Source organism: Solirubrobacter phytolaccae (assembly GCF_027587195.1).
GTDB classification, from domain to species: domain Bacteria; phylum Actinomycetota; class Thermoleophilia; order Solirubrobacterales; family Solirubrobacteraceae; genus Solirubrobacter; species Solirubrobacter phytolaccae.
This window is the reverse complement of the sequence record NZ_JAPDDP010000051.1, coordinates 1-22663: the sequence shown is the minus strand read 5'-3', so window position 1 is coordinate 22663 and position 22663 is coordinate 1. Positions and strand designations below refer to the sequence as shown.

The 22663-nt window shown below is 72.3% G+C and carries 21 protein-coding genes, 2 tRNA genes and 1 pseudogene; 16 read left to right on the top strand and 8 right to left on the bottom strand.

The features are described 5' to 3' along the window. The first annotated feature begins 33 nt into the window (after positions 1-33). Both OJ997_RS23600 and OJ997_RS23595 read left to right on the top strand, forming a co-directional pair. The gene (locus tag OJ997_RS23600) at positions 34-1773 is read left to right on the top strand and encodes an ATP-binding protein (protein ID WP_272600185.1); all 1740 of its coding nucleotides are present in this window, start codon (positions 34-36) and stop codon (positions 1771-1773) included. Continuing rightward, positions 1770-4013, top strand: coding sequence for a hypothetical protein (locus OJ997_RS23595; protein ID WP_270027711.1), 2244 nt, complete (start codon positions 1770-1772; stop codon positions 4011-4013). Before OJ997_RS23600 ends, OJ997_RS23595 begins: the two co-directional genes overlap by 4 nt. Before the next feature lie 139 nt (positions 4014-4152). On the opposite strand, the gene OJ997_RS23590 is transcribed toward OJ997_RS23595, so the two are convergent. Beyond that, complete coding sequence (locus OJ997_RS23590; protein WP_270027710.1) at positions 4153-5715, bottom strand: RNA polymerase sigma factor; 1563 nt, start codon at positions 5713-5715, stop codon at positions 4153-4155. A gap of 111 nt (positions 5716-5826) precedes the next feature. On the opposite strand from OJ997_RS23590, the gene OJ997_RS23585 reads away from it, so the two are divergent. Next, positions 5827-5911, top strand: a tRNA-Leu gene (locus tag OJ997_RS23585). A gap of 4 nt (positions 5912-5915) precedes the next feature. Next, a complete protein-coding gene (locus OJ997_RS23580; protein ID WP_270027709.1) occupies positions 5916-6176 on the top strand; it encodes a DUF167 domain-containing protein in 261 nt (86 codons plus the stop codon). Positions 6177-6249: 73 nt separating this feature from the next. On the opposite strand, the gene OJ997_RS23575 is transcribed toward OJ997_RS23580, so the two are convergent. Then, positions 6250-7044 (bottom strand): winged helix-turn-helix transcriptional regulator, encoded by a 795-nt coding sequence (locus OJ997_RS23575; RefSeq protein WP_270027708.1) that lies wholly within the window; start codon positions 7042-7044, stop codon positions 6250-6252. 35 nt (positions 7045-7079) lie between these two features. On the opposite strand from OJ997_RS23575, the gene OJ997_RS23570 reads away from it, so the two are divergent. Continuing rightward, positions 7080-7784: a DsbA family protein gene (locus tag OJ997_RS23570; protein ID WP_308213582.1), complete on the top strand. Its 705-nt coding sequence runs from the start codon at positions 7080-7082 to the stop codon at positions 7782-7784. Here the strand turns inward: OJ997_RS23570 and OJ997_RS23565 are convergent, their stop codons facing one another. Beyond that, positions 7785-7949 carry a hypothetical protein gene (locus OJ997_RS23565; RefSeq protein WP_270027707.1) on the bottom strand — a complete coding sequence of 55 codons (165 nt, stop codon included), beginning with the start codon at positions 7947-7949 and terminating at the stop codon, positions 7785-7787. An 87-nt stretch (positions 7950-8036) separates the two neighbouring features. Between OJ997_RS23565 and OJ997_RS23560 the strand changes: the two genes are divergently transcribed. Then, a complete protein-coding gene (locus OJ997_RS23560) occupies positions 8037-9665 on the top strand; it encodes an acetolactate synthase (RefSeq protein ID WP_270027706.1) in 1629 nt (542 codons plus the stop codon). 163 nt (positions 9666-9828) lie between these two features. Here the strand turns inward: OJ997_RS23560 and OJ997_RS23555 are convergent, their stop codons facing one another. The 3 genes from OJ997_RS23555 to OJ997_RS23545 all read right to left on the bottom strand — a co-directional run bounded on the left by OJ997_RS23555 (position 9829) and on the right by OJ997_RS23545 (position 12160). Next, positions 9829-10092 carry a hypothetical protein gene (locus OJ997_RS23555; RefSeq protein WP_270027705.1) on the bottom strand — a complete coding sequence of 88 codons (264 nt, stop codon included), beginning with the start codon at positions 10090-10092 and terminating at the stop codon, positions 9829-9831. 281 nt (positions 10093-10373) lie between these two features. Further along, positions 10374-11240: a Ppx/GppA phosphatase family protein gene (locus OJ997_RS23550; protein ID WP_270027704.1), complete on the bottom strand. Its 867-nt coding sequence runs from the start codon at positions 11238-11240 to the stop codon at positions 10374-10376. After that, positions 11237-12160, bottom strand: coding sequence for a 2-hydroxyacid dehydrogenase (locus OJ997_RS23545; protein WP_270027703.1), 924 nt, complete (start codon positions 12158-12160; stop codon positions 11237-11239). Before OJ997_RS23545 ends, OJ997_RS23550 begins: the two co-directional genes overlap by 4 nt. A 20-nt stretch (positions 12161-12180) precedes the next feature. Here OJ997_RS23545 and OJ997_RS23540 point away from each other — a divergent pair, with 20 nt between their 5' ends. From OJ997_RS23540 to OJ997_RS23520, 5 genes and pseudogenes are all read left to right on the top strand, one after another. Beyond that, positions 12181-12906, top strand: a complete 726-nt coding sequence (locus tag OJ997_RS23540) for a DUF72 domain-containing protein (RefSeq protein WP_270027702.1) — start codon at positions 12181-12183, stop codon at positions 12904-12906. Further along, on the top strand, positions 12906-13304 hold the full coding sequence (locus OJ997_RS23535) for a CoA-binding protein (RefSeq protein ID WP_270027701.1): 399 nt from the start codon (positions 12906-12908) through the stop codon (positions 13302-13304). The genes OJ997_RS23540 and OJ997_RS23535 overlap by 1 nt, the downstream gene beginning before the upstream one ends. Positions 13305-13329: 25 nt before the next feature. Next, positions 13330-13403 (top strand) — tRNA-Met (locus OJ997_RS23530). A gap of 58 nt (positions 13404-13461) precedes the next feature. Continuing rightward, positions 13462-14094, top strand: coding sequence for a polysaccharide deacetylase family protein (locus OJ997_RS23525; protein ID WP_270027700.1), 633 nt, complete (start codon positions 13462-13464; stop codon positions 14092-14094). A 45-nt stretch (positions 14095-14139) separates the two neighbouring features. Further along, a pseudogene (locus OJ997_RS23520) lies at positions 14140-15054 on the top strand (acyltransferase family protein); the annotation flags it as partial. 43 nt (positions 15055-15097) lie between these two features. On the opposite strand, the gene OJ997_RS38250 reads toward OJ997_RS23520, so the two are convergent. After that, positions 15098-15307 (bottom strand): DUF4177 domain-containing protein, encoded by a 210-nt coding sequence (locus OJ997_RS38250; RefSeq protein ID WP_505011401.1) that lies wholly within the window; start codon positions 15305-15307, stop codon positions 15098-15100. Positions 15308-15338: 31 nt separating this feature from the next. Between OJ997_RS38250 and OJ997_RS23515 the strand changes: the two genes are divergently transcribed. Beyond that, positions 15339-16502: a hypothetical protein gene (locus OJ997_RS23515; protein ID WP_270027698.1), complete on the top strand. Its 1164-nt coding sequence runs from the start codon at positions 15339-15341 to the stop codon at positions 16500-16502. Here OJ997_RS23515 and OJ997_RS23510 read toward each other — a convergent pair. Next, positions 16499-16894 carry a helix-turn-helix domain-containing protein gene (locus tag OJ997_RS23510; RefSeq protein WP_270027697.1) on the bottom strand — a complete coding sequence of 132 codons (396 nt, stop codon included), beginning with the start codon at positions 16892-16894 and terminating at the stop codon, positions 16499-16501. The genes OJ997_RS23515 and OJ997_RS23510 overlap by 4 nt on opposite strands. 42 nt (positions 16895-16936) lie before the next feature. Here OJ997_RS23510 and OJ997_RS23505 point away from each other — a divergent pair, with 42 nt between their 5' ends. The 4 genes from OJ997_RS23505 to OJ997_RS23490 all read left to right on the top strand — a co-directional run. Beyond that, entirely contained in the window at positions 16937-17719 is a 783-nt protein-coding gene (locus tag OJ997_RS23505; protein WP_270027696.1) for a class I SAM-dependent methyltransferase, read from the top strand. A 37-nt stretch (positions 17720-17756) separates the two neighbouring features. Continuing rightward, positions 17757-19313, top strand: a complete 1557-nt coding sequence (locus OJ997_RS23500; protein ID WP_270027695.1) for a TIGR02677 family protein — start codon at positions 17757-17759, stop codon at positions 19311-19313. Positions 19314-19336: 23 nt separating this feature from the next. Further along, positions 19337-20551 (top strand): TIGR02678 family protein, encoded by a 1215-nt coding sequence (locus OJ997_RS23495; RefSeq protein WP_270027694.1) that lies wholly within the window; start codon positions 19337-19339, stop codon positions 20549-20551. Continuing rightward, on the top strand, positions 20548-22663 hold a 2116-nt coding region (locus tag OJ997_RS23490), incomplete at its 3' end, for a TIGR02680 family protein (RefSeq protein WP_270027693.1). The genes OJ997_RS23495 and OJ997_RS23490, both read left to right, overlap by 4 nt.

The following is a 22663-nucleotide window of genomic DNA, read 5'->3' as shown; positions in this document are numbered from 1 at the left end:
CTCCAATCCACGCAGGTCGACCTCGCCGGTCTGATGACCGTGCTCGGCGGCCATCTCTACTCGACGCCCGCGGTCGCCGTCCGCGAGCTGGTGCAGAACGCGCACGACTCGATCACGCGCCGCCGGATCGAGGACCCCGCGTTCAGCGGCGGGCGGATCGACGTCACGTCGGACCCGCGGACCGGCACGCTGACCGTCAGCGACGACGGCGCGGGCATGACCCGCGAGGAGATCGACCGCTTCCTCGCGACGGTCGGCGTCGGCTACACGCGCGGGCTGCGTGAGCGCTCGGACGAGCTGATCGGCCAGTTCGGCCTGGGCTTCCTCTCCGCGTTCATCATCGGCGAGCGCACCGTCGTGCGCACCGCGTCCTACCAGGCGCCGGACGCGGCGCACGAGTACACGAGCACCACCGGCGAGCGCTACAGCGTGGAGCCGTGCGCGGAGCGGCCGGTCGGCACCGAGGTCGTGCTCAAGCTCACCGCCGACCACCGCGAGCTGGCCGACCCCGCGGTGCTCGCCGGCATCGTCGGCCGCTACTGCGCGCTGCTCGGCGTGCCGGTGCAGGTCAACGGCGAGCCGGTCAACGCCGACGCGCCGCCGTGGCGGGCGACCGGGGAAGCGGTGGCCGTCCATCCCGTGCAGGCGCGCAAGCAGGCGCTGGCGTTCGCGGAGCGGATGGACCCGTCCTTCCGGCCCCTGTGCACGCTCGAGGTCGACGGCGGCGGCGTGCGCGGGCTGCTGTGGCTCCAGGACGTGCTGACGTACGGCTCCTGGGACAACCGGCGGCTCGCGGTCTACGTGCGCGGGATGCTGCTCGACGACGACGCCCGCGACCTGCTGCCGCGTTGGGCGGGCTTCGTCTCCGGTGCGGTCGAGTCCGACGTGCTCACGCCGACCGCCAGCCGCGAGGACCTGCAACGCGACGACGCGTGGGAGGCGGCGCGGGCCGCGCTGCACGAGGCGCTCGTGTCCGGGCTCGCGCGGGTCGCGTCCGAGCAGCCGGAGGCCTGGTCGCGCGTGCTCGCTCGCCACAACGAGGGGCTGCTGGGCGCCGCGCTCGCCGACGAAGGGCTGGAGGCGCTGCTCGCCGCCGACCTGCGCGTGCCGACGAGCGAGGGCGAGCTGACCGTGCGCGAGCTCGTCGACGGCGGCGACGGCCGCGCGCACGTCGGGCTCGGCACGGGCGGGTTCGAGGAGATGCGCTTCCGCGCGCTCAAGCGCCCGATCGCCACCGGGACGCGCTACGCCGTCGTGCCGTTCGTGCGGCGCTGGTGCGCGCGGCACGGCGTCGACGTCGTCGAGCTCGGCACCTCGACCGGCGACCGCGCGTTGTTCCAGCGCGTCGAGCTCGAGGAGGCGGGCTGGCTGGCCGAGCAGCTCGCGAAGGAGCGCCAGGAGCTCATTCCGGCGCGCTTCGAGCCGGTCGAGATGCCGTTCGTGCTCGTCCCGGACCGCGAGGCGGAGCTCAAGGCGCGGCTGGAAGCGGACGCGGCGCAAGAGCGGATCGCGTCCGCCGCGCTGCACCTCGCGCGCTCGCACACGGCGACGATCGACGGGACCTACGAAGCGCGGCTGTACGTGAACGTGGATTCGCCGGCGATCGCCGCGCTGCTCCAGGCGCGGCGGGACGGGCGGGACGTCGAGGTCGCGCTCGGGCTGCTGCGCGCGGTGCTCGCGTTGATGGCGGCGGGCGAGCGCGAGACCCGCGCCGGGGTGGACCTGCTGGAGGCGTTGAGCGGTGTCGGCGATGCGGTGAGGAGGCTGCTGTGAACATCTGGGCCTGGGTGTGGGACACGCAGGAGAAGCTCGAGGAGAGCGGCAACGAGCGGCTCGCGGAGCTGATCGAGCGGCTCCCCACGGCGGCGCTCGACGACCAGAACGCCGAGGTCGAGGCGATCGTCCCGGAGGCGCTCGGGCTGGCGCGCTCGGCCGGGCTGCCGTGGGTGGAGATCTTCATCCGCCACTGGCACCTGCAGGCCACGGGCGACGGGTTCGAGAAGGTCCCGTACGCCGTCGAGACGCTCGACTTCAGCCACCAGGACGAGCACCGCGCGTGCCCGCAGTCGGTGTGCACGGTGCAGGACCTCGCGCGCGCCTACAGCGGCGCGGACGGCCCGGGCTACGCGCACGAGCGGCTGGCGGTGGTCGAGGAGGCGCTGGAGCGGATCGATCCGTCCTGGGACTGCTTCCACTGCATGATCGTGGAGAAGGTCGAGGCGCTGACGGACCTCGAGCGTCACGAGGAGGCGCTGACGGTCGCGCGCGAGGGGCGGGCCGCGGCGGCCGCGGCGGGGCGGGACTTCAGCCACGCCGAGTCCGACGTGACGAATCCGCTGCTCGGCCTCGGTCGCTACGAGGAGGCGCTCGAGTCGGCGCGCCCGCGGCCGAACGAGAAGGACGACACGTTCGCGCGCTGGCGCCGGCTGTCGCGCGCGGACGCGCTGATCGGGCTCGGGCGCCTCGACGAAGCGCTCGACGAGCTGCTCGAGCCGGAGGTCGCGCTGCGTGAGCCGCGCTACCAGCGGAGCTGGGTGCAGTCCGTCGAGCGGCTCGTGCGGCGTGGCCGGTTCACCAACGACTGGCGTCTCGGCGGGCTGCTGGAGCGGATGGTGGCGGCGCAGGTCGAGCGCGGGCGCGCGTGGGACGGCGTGCGGATCGGGGCAGTCCACGGGCGGCTCGCGCTGTGGCGCGGCGCGCGCGTGACGGCGGAGCGGGCGCTCGAGGACATGCGTGCCCTGGCGGCGCGGCTGCGCGAGCCCGAGCGGGCGGAGGAGCAGCTCCGGGCGTTGGCGGCCGGGCTGGAGCGGATGCGCGAGCGCGAGCCGGTGCTGCCGGACACCGCCGACGCGTTCCTGGAGGCGTGGCAGGCCGACGTGGGCAGCGGCCCGGAGCAGGACCTCGAGCGGCTGGAGGCGGCACGCCGGCGCTGGCCCGACGAGCTGGCCGTGGCCTGGGGGCTGCACCGCGCCCTGCACGCGGTCGGCCGGCGCGAGGACGCGCTGCAGGTGCTGCGGGCGTTCGCCGACGCCCACGCGGACGACGTCGACGCGCAGGCGACGTTCGGCCACGCGCTGATCGACGCGGGCGAGGTCGGCGAGGAGGTCGAGGCGCTCGCGGAGCGCGTGCGGCCGCTGGACGAGCTGCACGCGGCGTGGCTCGGCGCGCGCGCCGCGTACCGGGCGGACGACAGCCAGGGCGCCCGCGAGCTGTGCGAGCTGATCCTCGAGCGCGACCCGGAGGCGCTCAACGCGCGCCGGCTCGCCGCGCTGGCCTGCGAGGAGCTCAAGGACTTCGACGCCGCGCTCGTCCACCGCAACGGCGTCCTCGAGCACGCGGGCGATGAGGTGACCGACAGCGATCACTGGGACCGGCTCGTGCCGGCGACGATCGTCGGGGACTGGGACGCGGCGCGCGAGTCGGCTGCCGCGCTCGACATCGAGCTCCAGTCCGACTCCGGGCCGATCGACGAGGAATACGGGCTGGTCCGACTCCGTTTCGCCGTGGACGACTTCGTGGTGGCGCTGCGGACCGGGCCCGTGAGCGCGCGCGTGCTCAACGTCGGGTTGGGCAAGGAGCCCCAGCACGCCGGCGACCGGGTCGTGTTCGACGCGGGGCCGATCGGCACCGCCGCCGAGGGCGAGCTGGTGACGTTCCCGGTCGTGCACGTGCTGGCGGAAGGACCGCGGCGCGCGTACCCGTTCGACGGCGTGGACCCCGGCGACGACGCCTGGGCCGCCTTCGCGAAGACGCTCGGCGAGGAGGGCTGGGTCATCGACGTCCGCTACAGCACCGACTACGAGCTCGAGGTCGACGGCGAGACGTGCCGCGGGATCTACGGCCACCTCGCGGTGCCGGACGACGTGAGCGACGAGGCCGCGCACGCGCGCCTGGGCGAGCTGACCGCGGACTGGGATGGCCCGTTCACGTGGCTGCCGCTGGCGGAAGCGGCGGGTGACGAGCCGGCCTCGGCGCGCCAGCGCGAGCACGCGGAGGCGCTGGCGCTCTACTAGCGGACGCGAGCACGGTCGGCGGGATGCACTCGGCGCCGTCGGCGGACGACGCGGCGGGGCGACGACCGCAGGCGGGGCATCGGCGCTTGCCGCGGCGACGCGACCGTCGGCGGCGCTCGCCGGCGTTCGTCGCGGCGGGCTACTCGTCGCCCGCGGGCGGCTGCTCGTCGACCGTCGTCGACGACGGCTCGGGCGCGGCGGGCGTCGGGGTCGGCGAGCCGGCGTCCGGCGCGGGCGTCGTGACCGGAGCGGGCGGCGCCTCGGGCGTCGCGGTCTGCTCGGGCGTCGACGTCGGGGTCGGCTCGGGCTGCGGGCTCGGCGCCGGCGGCGTGTTCGCGAACGCCGGGCCGGTGCTGGTGCTCGGCGGCGGCGTGGTCGGCTGGAAGGTCGGGTTGCCGGTCTCGGCGGTGCCCTGCGTGTCGGTCGGCAGCGCCGTGGTGTCGCCGCCGCGGCCCTCGGCGGCGGGGGCCGTCGGCGTGGCCGTGCCGGTCGCGGCGGGCGTGCCGGTGGCCGACGGCGTGCCCGTGGCGGACGGCGTCGACGTGGCGGTCGCCTTCGGCTCGGCCGCGTCCTTGTCCTTGCCGGGATCGGGGGTGAGGATCTTGCGCTCGTCCGTGGCCGTGATCGGCTGCGGGGAGGAGGCGACCGGCACCGGGGCGGTGGTCGCGACGGCGGCGGGCGCGGCGGCCTTCGGCGCCGACTCGACCTTCGCGACCTGCGTCTTGGACTCGGTCGGCTTGGTCGCGTGCTGGACCTCGACGGCACCGGCGGTGACGATCGCCGCGGCGGCGAGGCCCGCGCCGACCTTGGAGGCGACGGTGCCGAAGCCGACCTGCAGCGCCGCGCCGGCGCCGGCCGTGCTCGCGCCCGCGGCGGCGCCCGTGCCCGTGGCGGCGGCCGCGCCACCGAGATGGCTCGTGACCAGCAGCTTCTTGAGGATCAGCAGCGGCCCGATCGGGAACAGCGCGGCGAGCGCCTTGTTGTTCGTGCGCAGGTGCTTGCGGAAGGTCGCGCAGCGCTCGCACGTGCGCAGGTGGCGGCGGACCGGGGCGGTCGTGCGCTTGAGGCCCTCGGCGACCTCGCCCAGCTCGATCCGGACCTCCTCGCAGGAGAGCAGCCGCGCCTCGGCGGCCTCGGCGAGCGAGACGCGGGCGCGCACGAGAAGCGACTTGACCGACGGGACCGTGGTCTCCATCGCCTCGGCGATCTGCTCGTAGGAGAGCGCGTCGATCTCCCGCAGCAGCAGCGCCGTGCGCTGGGTTTCCGGCAGGTCCTGGACGTCCGCGATCAGGAGCCGGAACTCCTCGCGCTTGTGCACCTTGTCGGCGGTGGTGAGCCCACCCTCGGACAGGTGGATGTCCATCGAGTCCATCCCGACCGCCTGCGTGCGCCGCAGGTGGTTCAGGGAACGGTTGCGAGCGATCCGGTACAGCCACGGCCGCACGTTGATCTCACGCTCGTCCGCCAGCATCGCGTTGAACGCGGCTGCGAACACCTCCTGCAGCACGTCCTCCGCGTCCTCCTTCGAGGACAGCATGTGCCGGCAGAACGCCAGCAGCCGCGACTGGTAGCGCGCGACCAGGGCCTCGAACGCCCCGTGGTTGCCACGGCGGATCAGCGCGACGAGGCGCTCATCCGACTGCAGGCGCAGCAGGGGGGAGCGGCCGTGCAGGCCAGAGTGCTGTAGAGCGGAAGCTTCCAAGCGAATACAGAGCGGCAGAACGTTGCCACCTGCGAGAACCGTCGGCAGGCGGGGAAGTTGCGGCGTTGCCCAGGCTAGCGACTGCCTGTGGGCGCCTAAACTCCCGTCCCGGCCCGGGTGGCGGAATTGGTCAGACGCGATCGGCTTAAACCCGATTGTTCTTTGGAGCGTGTGGGTTCGAGTCCCACCCCGGGCACTTCATGGCTGATGTGGCAATTCGACTGCAGCCTCGATCCAAGCGGAACGAGGTCGTCGGGGCGCGCGGCGAGGCGATCGTGATCCGCGTCACCGCGCCGCCCGTGGACGGGAAGGCGAACGCCGCGCTGTGCGCGTTCGTGGCCAAGACCGTCGGCGTGCCCGGGTCGGCCGTCGAGGTTGTCCGCGGTCAGACCTCGCGCGACAAGATCATCCGGGTGAACGGAAGTTCCGCGGACGACGTCCGCGCCGCGTTGCTCCGCTAAAAGCGCTTTTGTCCGGCAACGGACACCGGCGGCAACGCGCCTTGCAGCGCGTGCCGCTGGGTCAGAGCGCGGACTACGCCGCCGCCGAAGCGGCGCCGGTGCCCTTTCGGGCGAAGCCGCTGAGAACCGCGCCGGCGAGGCCGTCGCGACCCGAGATCTGGAGCGATTCGGTGGAGCCTTCGGGGCCGAGCGCACGCACCCATGCCGCCACGGTGCCGCGGACGGTCGCGGTGGGTTGCGCGCCACCGACCTCGGAGACCTCGACACCACCGCCCTTGATCGTCACCAGGTACTGACGCTCCGGCTGGTCACCCTCGGCCTCGACGATCAGCTCGACCGTTCCCTCGAGGCCCGCGGGCGGCTGCAGGATGCCCGGAGCCAGGCGGAAGATCGCGCCGACGTTGACGTCCTCGCCTGGGCGCGGAGCGCTCCAAGTCCAGTCGTAGCCCCATTGCGCGAGCGCGCCCAGGACGGGGATGAGCTCGCGTGAACGCTCCGTCAGCTCATAATCCACGCGTGGCGGTACCTCGCGGTAGCGCTGGCGTGTGAGCAGGCCGTCCGCGACCATGCGGTTCAGCCGGGAACGGAGTTGCTCCGTTGAGATCCCGGGCAGAACACGTTGCAGCTCGACGAACCGGCGCGGCCCGGCGGCGAGATCACGGATGATGAGTAACGTCCATTTATCGCCCACGAGATCCAAGGCGCGCGCATCTGGCGACCACTGATCGTATGGGTGACGTTTGGGCGGTGGAACTGGTGGTATGAGAGGCCTCCCTGATGCGGCCTTGAAGTGCGCGCAGAATACCTGTTTCTCCGACGGAAGGTTGCTGGTATCGACAATTACGGCCGATGACAGGAATGTGATCACGAGCGCAAGTTCCCGCCGCTTCGCACGTTGTATGCATGCGACGGGGGCAATTGCTTTCGCGTCTGGGGAACGACACGAGATCGAGGATGCACGGAATGGGTGAGGTCATACGGCTGGAGGACCGCCGCGCGCGGCGCCGGCCGGAGGCGATGGGGGACGCCGTTAGGGCGGAGTTCCTGTTCGACCTCGCGTCGCCGTTTACCTACTTGGCGGCGGAACGAGTCGAACGAGCATTTGATGAGGTGACATGGACGCCGGCGTGCTCGCGCACGCTGCGATGCGCGTCCATGCCCGCGGACTTCGGCGATGTCCAAGAGATCGTCGACCACGCTGAAGAGCGCGCCGCTGCGCTGCGCCTTCCGCTGCAATGGCCCGAGCGCTGGCCGATGGCCGTCCCGGCCGCGATGCGCGTCGCGCACTACGCCGCCCAGCAGGGGCGCGGGGGCGCGTTCGTGCTGGCCGCGACCCGGCTCGCGTTTGCGGGCGGGTTCGATCTGGACGACCTGGAGATCCTCACCGAGGCGGCCGCCGCCGCCGGGCTGCGGCTCGACGGGTGCCTGAAGGCCGCGCGCGAGGAGCGCCGCGACGGGGCGATGGAGGCGGCTTCGCGCCGTCTGCTCGGCTCAGGCGCGGACCGCTTGCCCGCGCTCTGGGTTGATCGCGGTGTCTTCTGGGGCGAGGACCGAGTAGGCGACGCGGCCGCGACCGCGCGTCTGCACGCTGCCGCTGCCGGACGTTAGCTACGGGCTGACGAGCGCAGCCAGGATCTGCGCGTCCAGCGACTCGCGCGGCTGCTCGATGTTCCCCGGGCGGCCGTCGCGCAGGATCGGATCCTCGCGGTCGGCCTCGGCGAGCAGCAGCTCCAGGTCGGCGTCGGTGAAGCTGAGGGTGGGCTCGTCGTTCACCCCAGTGACGCTAATCACACACGCGGTGCCGCGATAGGCGCAGGCGGCGCGATCCCCCCGCCCGGGGGGATAGATTCCGCCGCGCTTATGGACGACGAAGCCACGCGGCTGCACGGCGGCCGCCTCATCGCCCGCCGGTTGAAGGCGCACGGCGTATCCCGCCTCTTCACGCTCTCGGGCGGACACCTGTTCTCGATCTACGAGGGCTGCACGACCGAGGGGATCGAGATCGTCGACACCCGGCACGAGCAGACGGCCGCGTTCGCCGCCGAAGGGTGGGCGAAGGTCACGCGTCAACCGGGGGTCGCGGCGTTGACCGCCGGGCCCGGCGTCACCAACGGCATGAGCGCCATGGCCAGCGCGAAGCAGAACCACTCGCCGATGATCGTGCTCGGCGGGCGCGCGCCCGCGTTCCGCTGGGGGCAGGGCTCGCTGCAGGAGATCGACCACGTGCCGTTCGTCCGGCCCGTCGTCAAGCTCGCCGCCACCGCGGGCGCCACGCCCGAGATCCCCGGCCTCGTCGACGAGGCGTTCGCGGTCGCCGGCAAGCCGCACACCGGCCCGGTGTTCCTGGACTTCCCGCTGGACGTCGTCTTCTCGGAGGCCGAGGTCGAGGAAGCCCGGGAGGTGCAGGCGCCGCGGGCCGAGCAGCCCGACGGTGACGCGATCGAGCGCGTGCTCGCACTGCTGAGCGAGGCCGAGCGGCCGGTCGTGATGGCCGGCACCGACCTGTACTGGGGGCACGGCGAGGGCGCGCTGCGCGAGCTCGTCGAGCGGCGCGGGATCCCCGTCTTCCTCAACGGGCTGGGGCGCGGGTGCCTGCCGGCCGACCATGCGCTGGCCTTCGCGCGCGCCCGCAAGACGGCGCTGTCCGAGGCCGACGTGGCGCTGGTGATCGGCGTGCCGATGGACTTCCGGCTCGGCTTCGGCAAGGCGTTCGCCGAGGAGGCCGACGTCGTGATCATCGACGTCGCCGAGCCCCAGCGCGAGCATCCGCGCGGGGTCGCCGCCGAGCTCTACGGCGACCTCACGACGATCCTGCGCGGGCTGGTCGGCGACGGGCCGTCCACTCGCGGGTGGGTCGAGAAGCTGCGGGCAGAGGAGACGACGAAGCGCGAGGGCGAGCGCGAGCAGTTGCGGGACGACCGCTCGCCGCTCCATCCCATGCGCGTGTACGGGGAGCTCGCCCAGGTCCTCGACCGGGACGCGATCGTGATCGGCGACGGCGGCGACTTCGTGTCCTTCGCGGGCCGCGTCGTGGATTCGTACGAGCCGGGCTGCTGGCTGGACCCGGGTCCGTTCGGGTGCCTGGGGTCCGGCCCGGGCTACGCGCTCGCTGCCAAGCTCGCGTACCCGGACCGCCAGGTCGTGCTGCTCGTCGGCGACGGCGCGTTCGGCTTCAGCGGCATGGAGTTCGACACGCTCGCCCGCCACGGCGTGAACGTCGTCGCCGTGATGGGCAACAACGGGATCTGGGCGCTCGAGAAGCACCCGATGGAGTACCTGTACAACGGCTGGTCGGTCGCGGCGGACCTGCGGCCGGAGACGCGCTACGACACCGTCGTCGAGGCGCTCGGCGGCCACGGCGAGCTCGTGACCGAGGCGGGCGCGTTACGGGGAGCGCTGGACCGCGCCTTCTCGGCGGGCAAGCCGGCGCTCGTCAACGTCTCCACCGACCCGACCGTCGTGTACCCGCGTTCTGCCAACCTGGCCTGAACGCCTGGGCACGTGCGATCAACTCGCGTGCGCAGCCGCTGTCGCAATGACAGAGCTGCGTTACCGTGCAACTTCATCCGGTGTCCTCCTTGGGTCTGGCGGCCTCGAGAACCACCAGCCTCCAAGGAGGCCCGGATGAACAACGTGCTCAGGAACACTACAGCTAGGCCTCCGGCGACGTTGAATCGTCGCCACGCACGACGGTGGCGCCTTCGACGTCCGCCTCATGCCAGGGCCGCCCCGCGGCCCGGAGACGCTCGGTGAAATCCGCGCTGGCAACGCGCGCGGCGGTCCGCTCAGTCCAGGAGGCACGCACGACGGCCTGTGCGTAGTCGCTGAGCTCGTCATACGGCGCTTGCCCGGCGAGTACCTGCGAGATCGCGGCGTGGGTGACCGTCGGGGGAAGCTCGAACTCTCGATCGGCCATGTCCCGAATGTAGCTATGACCCCTTAAAGAGAAGCCGCCCGCGGCGGGGGCGGGCGGCTTCAAAATGGCCCCGTCAGGACGGGCAGGGGTACGTGCCTTGATGGGGCCTTATTGGGTGGTCCAGGCGGCGGGAGGCGCCGATGATGCGGCATCGCCCGGACCTATGCGTCGGTGGACGGCGGCGGGAGGCACGACCGCCCTTCCGACAGGCAGGATTCTCCACCTTGACGCTTCCGACTGCCAATCGAACACATGTCCATACACGGACAATTTGGACCGGTTTACGGAGCGTCGGCAAGGGTTGAGAGCGCGAGTCCGTAGAGGATGTCGTGCTCGGACGCCTCGACCTGGGCCAACCCGAAGGACGCCATCACTTCGAGCAGGATGGCGATTCCCGCCACGATCACGGGCGCTCGGGCGGGGTCCAATCCGCGCGTTTTCTGGCGCTCCGCGAGCGGCTTGGAGGCGAGGTCCGCGTAGAGCTCGTTCAGGCGCGTGGCGGTGAGGATGTGGCCCTCGATCCGCGCGGGGTCGTACTCGTCCAGCCCGAGGTCGATCGCGGCGCACTGGGTGGGTGTCCCGGCGACGGCGATCGCGCGCGTGGCGGGCGGGTGCTCGGGGAGCGTGACGTCCGCGCGGAGCGCCTGGAGCTCCTGGGCCGTCGGCGGGTCGTTGCGTAGGTGGCGTTCGCTGTGGCGCACGACGCCGATCTGGGTGGACACGTGGAAGGTCACGGCGTCGCGCCGGCCGATCACGAGCTCGGTCGATCCGCCGCCGATGTCGATCACCAGGACGGGATCTTGGTCGTCGCGCTGTGCGGTCGCGCCCGTGAAGGTGAGCTCGGCCTCCTCGTCGCCGGACAGGATCCGGGCCGGGAAGCCGAGGGTGTCCTGGACGCGGCGCGCGAATTCGGGGCCGTTCTGCGCGTCGCGGACGGCGGAGGTCATGACCGCGGCGGCGGGCGCGCCGTCGATCTGCTCCTTGTAACGGTGGAGGACGTCGAGGACGCGCTGCATCGGCGCCTCGCCGAGCCGGCCGGTCGCGTCGACGCCCTCGCCCAGGCGCGTGACGATCGACTCGCGCGTGCCGTCCGTGATCAGCAGACGCGTGGAGTTCGAGCCGATGTCGACCGCGGCGACGCGCTTCATGCGACCCGGTTGGGCATCTCGTCGCCGGCGAGCGCGGCGAGCAAGTTGTCCACGGCGAGGTCGGCCATCCGCGAACGCGTGCGGACGGTCGCGCTGCCCACGTGCGGGACGACGAGCAGGTTCGGCGCGGTGAGCAGCGGGTCGTCGGCCGGGAGCGGCTCGGGGTCGGTGACGTCGAGGCCCGCGCCGGCGATCTCGCCGTTCTTGAGGGCGTCTTTCAGGGCTGCCTGGTCGACCGTGCCGCCACGGCTCGTGTTGACGAAGTAGGCGGTCTTCTTCATGCGCGCGAACTGCGGAGCGCCCATGAGGTGCTTCGTCTCCGGAGTGAGCGGCGTGTGCAGGGAGACGTGGTCACTGGTTTCGAGCAGCTCGTCGAGTGGGATGCCCGACGAGCGCGAGGAGTGGACGATCTTCATCCCGAAGCCCTCGCCGCGGCGCGCCATCGCCTGGCCGATCCGGCCCCAGCCGATGATGCCGAGCGTCGTGTCGGCGAGGTCGCCGCCGAGCATGTGGCCCGGGTGCCACGGCGCCCAACGGCCTTCACGGACCTCCGCCTCGCCCTCGGGCAGCCGGCGCGCGATGGCGAGCAGGAGCGCGAAGGCGATGTCCGCGGTGGCGTCGGTGAGCACGCCCGGCGTGTTGCCGACCGGGATGTCTCTTTGGGCCGCGGCTTCGAGGTCGATGTTGTCCGTACCGACGGCGCAGTTCGCGATCGCACGCACCGACGGCGCCTGGTCGAGGAAGTCGCCGTCGACCTTCTCGGTCACCGTCAGCAGCAGCGCGTCGGCTTCCTGCGCACGCGCGAGGAACGCGTCGGCGGGCGGCGGCGTGCGCTCCTCCCACACGTCCACCTCGTGCTGCTCCTTCAGGCGGTCGAGCGCGGGAAACGGCAGGTCGCGAGAGATGAAGACGCGGGCCATGTCGTGGGTAGGGTCGCAGGATGGATCGCCCGGTGCATGTCGGCTGCTCGGGCTGGCAATACAAGGACTGGCGCGAGGCCTTCTACCCGCCGAAGCTGCCGCAGCGCGCCTGGCTGTCGCACTACGCGAGCGAGTTCGGCACCGTCGAGGTCAACTCGACCTTCTACCGGCTGGCGAAGCCGGAGGCCGTGTCGCGTTGGGTGCAGGACACGCCCGCGGACTTCATCTTCACGGTCAAGGCCTCCCGGTACCTCACGCACGTGCGCCGGCTGCAGGATGTGGAGGAGGGCATCGGCAAGTACTACGACGCGATCGCGCCACTCGTAGGTTCGCCGAAGCTCGGCCCGGTGCTCTGGCAGCTGCCCGCGAACTTCAACCGGGACGAGGACCGGCTCGCCGAGACCTGCGCCCTGCTGCCGCCGGGACGCCACGCCTGGGAGTTTCGCGACGAGTCCTGGTTCACGGAGGACGTCTACTCGATCCTGCGCGCGTACGGCTGCGCGCTCGTCTACGGCGACCATCCGGAGCGGCCGTGGCAGCCGCTCGAGCTCACCACGGATTGGACCTTCGTGCGCTTCCACTACGGCCATCGCGGCCGGCGGGGCAACTACAGCGAGACCGAGCTGCGCGAGTGGGCGGCCCGGCTGCGCGACGTGCGAACCTCGGCCGAGGTGTTCGCCTACTTCAACAACGACTGGGAGGCGTTCGCGCCCCGCAACGCCAAACGGCTGGAGGCGCTCCTCTGATGGACGACGTCGAGTTCATCCTCACGCAGCTGAAGACCTGGGCCGTCGTCGGCTGCTCGCCGCAGCCGTGGCGCGACTCGCATCGGATCGCGTCCATGCTGCAGTCGCGCGGCTACCGGGTCATCCCGGTCAACCCCGACGCGGGCGACGAGCTGCTCGGCGAACGCTGCCATCCGGCGTTGCCGGCGGACCAGGGCATCGAGGTCGTCGACCTCTTCCGCCGCTCCTCCGCGGTGTCCGCGCACGTCGACGAGGCGATCGCGATCGGCGCCAAGGCGGTCTGGATGCAGCTCGGCGTGATCGACGAGGAAGCGGCCTCGCGCGCGCGTGCCGCGGGTCTGCGCGTGGTCATGAATCGCTGCCCAGCGATCGAGCTTCCGCGCCTTGAGGGGCGCTGAAGCGCTGCTATTCTTTTACGTCCGCCGCGGGGTGGAGCAGTCAGGTAGCTCGTCGGGCTCATAACCCGAAGGTCGCAGGTTCGAATCCTGCCCCCGCTATGCACGAAAGCCGTCCAGATGGGCGGCTTTTGTCGTTCCTGGGCGTAGGCTGGACGTGTTGTTGCGCCCTGCCGTGCTCGTGGCCTGTTGCCTGCTGGTGTTCGTCGCCTCGGCACGGCCCGCCACGCCGGCGCGATGCAGTGGCGGGTCCGTCGCTCTGACGTTCGACGACGGGCCCGCGCCGACGACGCCGGCGCTGTTGGAAGCGTTGCAGCGGCGTGGGTTGCGCGCGACGATGTTCAACGTGGGGGTGCGAGCCACGGCGCATCCGGAGCTCGTGCGGGCGGAGGCGCGCGCGGGGATGTGGGTCGAGAACCACACGTTCACGCATCGGCGGCTCACCGCGCTCGATGACGCACGGGTGGCGTTCGAATTGGCAGAGGCGCAGCGGGTGCTGGGCGCGCTGACCGGACGGACGCCGACGCTGATGCGCCCGCCGTACCTGGCGACGGACGCGCGGGTTGAGCGCGTGGCAGCGCGGCTTGGATTGCGGCAGGTGCTCGCGACGGTGGACACGCACGACTCGCGCGGCGCGTCGGCGGACGCGATCGCCGACGCCGCGGAGCACCTGCGGCCCGGCGGGATCCTGCTGCTGCACGACCGGCCCGAGGCCGTCGACGCCGTGCCGCGGATCGCCGACGAGCTGGCCGCGCGCGGGCTCTGCACCGGGCCGATCGTCATCGCTCGATAAGGCGGCTCCCAGGGAACTCCGAGGGTCGGCGGCCACGGTTGAAGGGTGGATCGCACTCGACGCCCGGCGCTCGATGGACTCCGGGCGCTGGCGGCGCTCGGCGTGGTCGTCCATCACTGCTGGCAGTACTCCGGCAACCCGGAGCCGTGGAACCTGTGGCTGCAGCTGTCGCTCGGGGTCGCGCTGTTCTTCTGCCTGTCCGGCTTCCTGGTGTACGGGCCGTGGGCTTCCGGGCGGCAGATCCGGGTCGGTCGCTTCTACGCGCTGCGGGCGGCGCGGATCCTGCCGCTCTACTACCTGACGGTCGTCGCCGCGCTCGTGCTGCTCGCCGGAACCGGCCACGCGCGGGACATCGACCACTGGCCGCAGCTGCTCGGCTTCGCGGTGTTCGCCCAGAACTACTCGCCGGAGCTGGCCGGGCACCTGAACCCGCCGACCTGGACGCTCGCGATCGAGGTCACGTTCTACGCATTCGTGCCGCTGATCGGGCTGGTCGCGCGACGGCGGCTGTCTGTCCTCGTGGCGCTCACGGCGGCGAGCGTCGCGTGGTCGAAGCTCACGCCGGAGCCAGCGGTCGTCCAGCAGACGCTGCTGGACGTGTTCGGGCTCTTCGGCGTCGGGATGATCGCGCGGGTGCTGACCGAGGGCCGCGCGGTGCCGAAATGGCTCGTCCGCGCGCTGCTCGTGGGCGGCGCGGCACTGGTCGTCACCTACGCGATCGGCCGACTCGGGAACGCGCTCGGCCCGCTCCCCGCGGGCGTCGGTTTCGCGGCGATCGTCGTCGCGTGCTCGACCCCGCACGCCCCGCGGCTGCTCTCAGCGCGCCCGCTTGCCGACCTCGGCACGCTCTCCTACGGCGTCTACCTGTGGCACTACCCGATCCTGCTCGGCCTGCAGGCCCACGACCTGCTCCCCGAGCGCGACTTCGCGGCCACGTGCGCGCTCGTCGGCGCGCTGTCGATCGCGGCCGCCGCGCTCACCTGGCACGCCCTCGAGCAGCCGATCATGAGCCGTGCGAAGCGCGGCGGAACACGAGCAGGTGTCCGTCCTTCTCTCCGTGCAGCGCGAGGTTGGGCAGCAGCTTGTCGAACTCCCAGCCTTCCGCGCCGAGCTCGTTCAGCCGCTTCTCCAGCGCGCCGCGGTCCAGCTCCTCATCCTTCCGTCCGAGGAAGCCGTGGGTGATCACGTCGGTGCGGTACTCGTAGCTGGCCATGGCGGCAGACTAGTCCGTCACCATTGACTCAATGCCGTTTCGGCCGCCCCCGCTGGACCCAGACTCGCAACTGCTGCGAACCAGCGTCGCGGACGACTACTTCCAGGTGACGGAGTACATGGCCGACGGTGCGTACCCGTCTCATCGCGTGGAAAAGGACGAAGCCGAAGCCTATGTCGCGACGGTGGTCGGTGCCATCACCGCCGGCCACGCGGAGCGCCTTGCGGACGATCTTGAGCCCTATCTGCGTGCGATGTTCCCGCCCGAGGAGCTCAGTCGTGGTCATGCCGATGTCGTGGTGGGAGCCCGGCAGGTGGCCTTCGCCGCCCTGCAGCGTGCCCTCGACGGTGCGTGGCAGGCGCTGATCGACCGCTCGTTCGACCTGCCGTCGCCGGCCGACCCGACGTTCGCGGAGTATCCAACGCTCTGGGAACGCGTCACCAAGGACGGGTTGGTTCGACTGGAGCCCGCAGACGTGGTCGACGAGGCGCTGCTCGGCGAGGCGGCCTTCGCCTACGGCAACGCGGCGATCTACCCGCACCCGCTGCTCGCTCCCGCGCGGGAGCTCGTCGACACATTGCTCGAGCTGGCGCGGCAGGAGGAGTTGACCGTTGCGCTTGCGGTCCATCCGTTTCGCATCACCGACACGGACTCGGTGCCGGCCCGTCTGCTGGAGGACTACTGGTACGGCATCAAGATCGACGCGGGGAACCTGGACTCGCTCGACCCGCACGACGTGGGGGTTCGCACCTTCCACGCCGCTCGTCAGGACACGGTCGAGCGGCTCTTCGACCCGCTCCTGGGCACCTGGTTCGACTGGGAGCGGCGCAGTCGTCATGACGGCGCCGACCGGGTCAAGCGCTTGTACATCCGCGAGGTACGTCCCGCCGCCGACCGCCACGGTGAGCCGCTCGTGGCTGCGGCCAACCGCGAGTTGCACGCCGAACGTGACACCGCCGCGCGCCGGTTCACCCATGTTGACGGCAAGCTCTGCGAGTACGACGCCACCACGTACGAGCCCACCGGGGCGCGGCCGGATGCTCCGCTCGGCGTGCCGACACGCTCTCGGAAGCTGTGGCGCGTCGACGGCCCGATGTCCGATCACACATGGGGAACGTTGGTCGGGCTGCACTTCCGCCAGAACGAGCTGATCCAGGAGCACCTCGATGTGGTGCTGTCCGACGGGGCTGACTAGCTCAGCTGCGCGGGGAACGTCGCGTCCGCGAGGGCACGCCGGAAGGTCGGGCACTCCAGGTGCGACGGCGCGGGGCAGTCGGCGGCGTGGCGCAGGCCGTCGCGGAGCGCGGTCAGCTCGCGGATGCGTTCGTCCAGCTCGTCGGCCTTCGCGGTCAGCGCCGCGCGCTCGATGCGTGGCTCGCCGTCCGCGCCGAACATCCCCGTGATCTCGTCGAGCGAGAAGCCCGAGCGGCGCCAGAGGGCGATCAGGCGCAGACGCTCCACGACCGCGTCGTCGTACTGGCGGCGCAGACCGGTCCGGCCGACCGGCTCGATCAGGCCACGCTGCTCGTAGTAGCGGAGCGCGGAGGGCGCGACGCCCGTGGTGCGAGAGACTTCGCCGATGTCCATGACCTTGACCTCAAGTCGACTTGAAGTGGCACGGTAGCCGACATGGATCAGAAGACGCGGTGGAACACGACCGGCGGGAACGCGTGGGTCGAGATGCAGGACCTGCTCGATCGGGCGATGGCGCCGTTCATCCCGCCGCTCATCGACGGCGTGGCTGGTTCGGTGCTGGACGTGGGCTGTGGCACGGGATCGACGACAGAGGCGGTCGCGCGCCAGGCCGACCGCGCGGTCGGCGTCGACATCTCCGCGCCGATGATCGAGGCCGCGCGCAAGCGCACGGACGCGGCCGAGTTCATCGTCGCCGACGCGCAGTCCCACCCGTTCCACGAGCGGTTCGACTTCGTCATCTCGCGCTTCGGCGTGATGTTCTTCGAAGACCCGGTCGCGGCGTTCACGAACCTGGCGCGGGCGGGCACGCACCTGCGCGTGATCGCCTGGCGCGGCGCCGAGGACAACCCGTTCCACACCACCGCGGAGCGCGCGGCCAAGCCGCTGATGCCCGACCTTCCCGACCGCACGAACGAGGCCGCCGGGCAGTTCGCGTTCGGGAACGCCGACCGGGTGCGCGGCATTCTCACCCAAGCCGGCTGGAGCGACGTCGAACTGCAGCCGCTCGACGTCGAGAGCACGATGCCCGAGGACGCCCTCGAGGGCTACTACACGCGGCTCGGCCCGGTCGGGATGGCCCTGCAGGAGGCCAACGACACCACCCGCGCGCGGGTGATCGAGGTCGTGCGTCCCGCGTTCGATCCCTTCCTGCAAAACGGCGAAGTTCGCTACACGGCGGCCTGCTGGATCATCACCGCAAACAGCGAGAATCCGTAGCGGGTCCGCCGATGCGGCCCCTAGCCTCGCTAGGTCCGTGTCCGAACTCGACGTCCACGTCCCCGACTTCGCGCCCGCGCCGGAGCCTGCGCCGGAACCCGGCCGCTTCAAGGTCTTCGCCTACCTGACGGCGCCGCACGCCGAGCGGTACGTGCAGATCATGGAGCTGTTCGTCACGCACAAGCGGCGCTTCGGGCTGCGCCTCGCGCCGCGCGAGCTGCTCGTGATGTGGCAGGACGTCGCGCCCGACAGCGCACCCACGGTGGACGAGCTGGTCGTCGCGCTCGAGCAGCTCTACGAGTGGGAGGCCGTCGACCGCCAGGCGGACACGGGCCGCGCCGGCAGCACCGCCGAGTTCAAGCGCGCCCGCAACACGTACGACATCACCGCGGCGGGTGAGGCTTCGTGGGAGGCGGCCCAGCGCGTGCTCACGCTCGAGCGCCGGGTCGCGTCGCTCGGCCAGCAGCGCCTGCGCCGGATCGCGGGCACGCTGGACGAGCTCGCGCAGCTCTCCCAGACCAGCCCCGTGGACGGCCAGCGCGCCGAGCAGCTGCTGGTCACGCTGCGCGCGGAGATCGCCGACACGGTGCAGGGCATCTCGGCCTTCATGCGCGAGCTGGGCGAGGTGATGACGCTCGGCGAACGGCTGGAGCGCGAGCCGTTCCTGGCCTACAAGGCGCGCGTCGTCGACCACCTGCAGCACTTCGATCCGATGCAGCGCGAGTCGCACGCGCGGTTCACCGTCGCCGCGCGCACGGTGGAGGAGCACCTGGACGCGCTGGTCGCGGCCGTGGTCGCCGCCGGCGGGCAGGTCGCGGGCTACCGTCAGGCGCCCGAGCAGGCGGACCGCATTCGCGCGGAGGCCGTCCGCGAGGAGTGGCGCCAGGCGCACGACTGGCTCGTCGGCCGCGGCGAGACGACGCCGTGGGAGCAGCTGCGCCGGTCGATCAACGGCGCGGTCGACTGGCTGCTGGACACGTGGAACCGGCTCGCGTCCGAGCAGTCGGGCCGGCTGGACCGCTCCAGCGACTACCGGCGCCTGGCGGCGATGCTGGTCGAGGACCCCGACTCCGGCCCGGAGCTCTTCCACCTCGCGTTCGCGATGTCCCCCGCGCGCCACCTCTCGGTGCCCGACCCCGACGAGGACCAGCTCGAGAACGGCGCCACGCAGTCGTGGTGGACCGTGCCCGGCCTGCTGATGGACCGCACGCTGCGGCTGCCGTCGAGCCGCACGAACCAGGGCCGCACGACGCGCATCCCCGACGTCACGCAGGCGCGGCAGCTCGCGCGCGTGGAAGCCGAGGAGGACGCCCGCGCGGACGCCGCACTGCGCACCCGGCTGCTCGCGCTGCACGGCAAGCGCCTCAGCGAGTTCCACATCCTCGATGAGGAGACGATCGCCGCGATCGACGAGTGGATCATGGAGTGCGGGACCCGCGCGACGAGCATCGAGGATCCCGGCCCGTGGCGGCACGTGGACGCCGGCCGTGAGCTCACGGTCGAGCTCACCCCGCAGCCCGGTCGCGCGCGGCTGCGCACCGCTGCGGGCGAGTGGGAGCTCGACGACCTCAAGCTCGAGGTCAAGCCCGCGTGAGCGACGGGACGACGCGAAGCGGCGTGAGAGCGAATCCGCGAAGCGATTCGCCCGACTCCCTCGAGGCCCGGCAGAAGGCCCTGCGCCTGCTGCTGCGCGACGGCTGGCTGGAGCGCCGCGACGAGCCCGAGCTGATGGAGGTCCTCTGGCGCGAGCGCGAGCACGTGATCGCCGAGGTCTTCGAGGTGCTCGGCTACCGGCTGGAGGTGGAGCGCGACATGGCGCGCCTGCGCAAGCGGCCGCGCATCGCCGATCCCCGTGGTCGCGGCCCGCGCGTGCGCCCCGAGGCCAAGGGCGGCCCGACCCGCGACTGGTGGGCGAGCTTCGGCTACCGCCACTACCTCGTGCTGTTCTGCCTGCTGGCCGAGCTCGAACGCGACGCCGCGCGCCCGCAGGCGCTCATCTCCACGCTCGCCGAGGAGGTCCGGCGCGCGGTCACGCAGCAGGGCGAGACGCTCGACTACACCCAGTCCTCCCATCGCCGCGTGCTGTGCGACGTGCTGCGCTGGCTGGAGGACCACGGCGTGCTGGCGGTCGTGGACGGCGACCGCGAGGCGTTCGCGACCGGCGACCCGCGCGCGGTCGAGGCGCTCTACAACATCGATCGCGTCCGCCTGGACCGGCTCGCCCCGAGCTTCCTGATCGCCGACGCCGACCGCGAGGAGATGCAGCGGCGCGCGCTCGCGGAGCCGTTCCCGCCGTCGGAGGACGGTCGCCGCACCCGCTTGCGCCTGAGCACCGCCCGCCGCCTCGCCGAGGACCCGGCCGTCTACTTCAAGGACCTCTCGCTGGACGAGCAGCTGCACTTCCGCCACCAGCGGCGGGCGATCGCCGACCGCGTGTGCGCGCTGACCGGGCTCGTCGCCGAGCACCGGCAGGAGGGCACGGCGCTGATCGACCCGACCGCGGCCGAGGCCACCGACGTGCGCTTCCCGACGTTCCAGCGCGACCGGCAGGCGGCGCTGCTGATCGGCGCGGGACTCGCCGCCGAGCACGGCCGCACCGGGTTCACGACCGAGGACGTCCGCCGCGCCGCGCGCGACCTGCTGACCGCGCACCCCAAGTACTTCGCCAAGCCGGAGGAGACGATGGCGCGCGACGCCGTCGAGCAGCTCGCGGCGCTGGACCTGCTCGCCACCGACGGCGCCACGCTGCGGCTGCTGCCCGCGTTCGGGCGCTTCCGCGAGGCGGTCGGCACGACCGAAGAACCCGCTGATCCCCAGGAGAGTTTGCTGTGACCACGCGCGGCCAGTTCACGCGCATGGGCGTGATCAACCTCTACGAGTACGCCAACGAGGTCTTCGTCTTCGAGGACGGCAAGCTCGTGATCAAGGGCGCCAACGGCGTCGGCAAGTCGCGCGCGCTGGAGCTCACGTTCCCGCTGCTGCTCGAAGGCAACATCGCCGAGTACCGCGTGGACACGTCGGGCAAGCAGGGCCGGCCGTTCGCCTGGAACCTGTCGCTCGGCGACGTCTACACCAAGCGTGTCGGGTACGTGTGGCTGGAGACGCTGATGCCGGTCGGCGAGGACGGCGACACCGAGTACGTGACGATCGGCATGGGCGCGTCCGGTGGGCAGTCGGGCGGAAGCCAGACGACCGACAGCACGTGGTTCTTCATCCTGCGTGGCGCGCGCATCCTCGATCCCGCGCGTGCGGTCGGCGAGGTCGATCTCGCGCCGGACGGGCAGCCGCTCGGCCGCCGCTCGCTGCCGACCGCGCTCGGCACCAGCGGGCGCACGTACACGACCGCGATCGACTACCGCCGCGCCGTCAACGACGCGCTGTTCGGGTTCCCGTCGATGGACGCGTACCAGTCGATGGTCAACCTGCTGTTCCTGCTGCGTCGCCCGAAGCTGGCCGAGGTGCTCACGCCCGAGGTCTTCGACGAGCAGCTGACGAACTCGCTGCCGGAGCTGGACCTGACGCTGGTCAAGGAGGGCGCGGACCGGCTGGACATGCTCGAGCGGATGCGCGGGCGGATCGAGGGCCTGCGCGCGGATCGGGACGCCGCGGTCGCGTTCGGCGAGGTCTACGAGCGGTACGTGGCACGGCTCGCGCATGAGCGCGCGACGCGGCTGCTCGACACGGAGCGGATCCGCGCGTCGGCCGAGAAGGCCGAGGCCGGGCTGCAGGCCGACCGCGAGCAGCTCCAGCGCGACCAGGTGCGCCACGACGAGCAGCTCGTCGACGCCGACGCGCGCCGCGAGCGCCTCGAGGGCCAGCGCGAGGCGCTGATGCGCAAGCTCAACAGCCCGGGCGCGCAGCGGCTCAACGAGGCGACCGCGGCCGCGCAGGCCGCCGAGAAGACCTACGTCGCGCTCAACCAGCGCGCGCTGAGCCTCCGGGAGGACCTGGACGAGCGGCGCGGCGAGCTGCAGCGCCTGACGTCCGACACCGAGGAGGCGGAGGCGCAGCTGCGGGCCGCGCAGACCGCGATCGAGGTCGGGCTGGACGCGTCCGGCGTGCCGGTCAAGCCGTGGCCGGAGTCCCTGGACGACCTCACGGCGCACGTGGAGGAGACCGAGCGCGACCGCCGCCATCGCGAGCAGCTCCTCTCCCGCGCCGCGCAGCTGGACGCCGACCTGGACCGCAGCGTCGAGGCGCTGGAGCGGGCCGAGCGGCACGCCGGCACGCTTGTCGGCGCGCTGGAGGCCAAGCAGGCGGAAGCGGCAGCGGCGAGCGAGGCCGTGGCGGCGGCGCGCAACGACGTCGAGGAACAGGTGCGCTGGTGGGCGGGCGACCTGGTCGAGCTCGTGGCGGACGGCGAGCGCGTCGCGGAGATCGTCGCCGGGCTCGAAGGCGAGAGCGCCGCGCTGGACCTCGCGCCGGTCGCGATCATCCACGACGACCACCGCGAGCGGATCGGCGCCGCGCGCGCGGCGGCCGAGCATGGCCTGGCGGGGATCGACGCGGCGCTCGTCGCGGCGCGTGAGGAGCTCGAGCAGCTCGCGCGCGGCGTCAACGGCCGGCCCGGCCTGGCCGAGTGGCGCGACGACGCCGACGGCCCGGCGCTGTGGGAGCTGGTCGACTTCGCGGACGGCCTGACCGCCGCCCAACGCGACGGGCTGGAAGCGGCGCTCGAGGCCAGCGGCCTGCTCACCGCCGTGCCGGCGGGAGAGGGCGTGCGCACCGCGGACGGCCAGCTGCTGCTCACCGCCGCCGAGCCGGTGTCCGGCAAGAGCCTCGCGGACGTGCTGACCGTCGACCCGGACGCGCTGGGCGTGGCGCTCGAGGCCGAGACGGGCGGCGTCGACGGGACGCGCGTCGCGGCGGCGACGGCGGACGCCGAGCTCGCGGGCGGCGAGCCGGCGACGACGGCCGGCGTCGGCGCGTCGGCGGACGCCGATG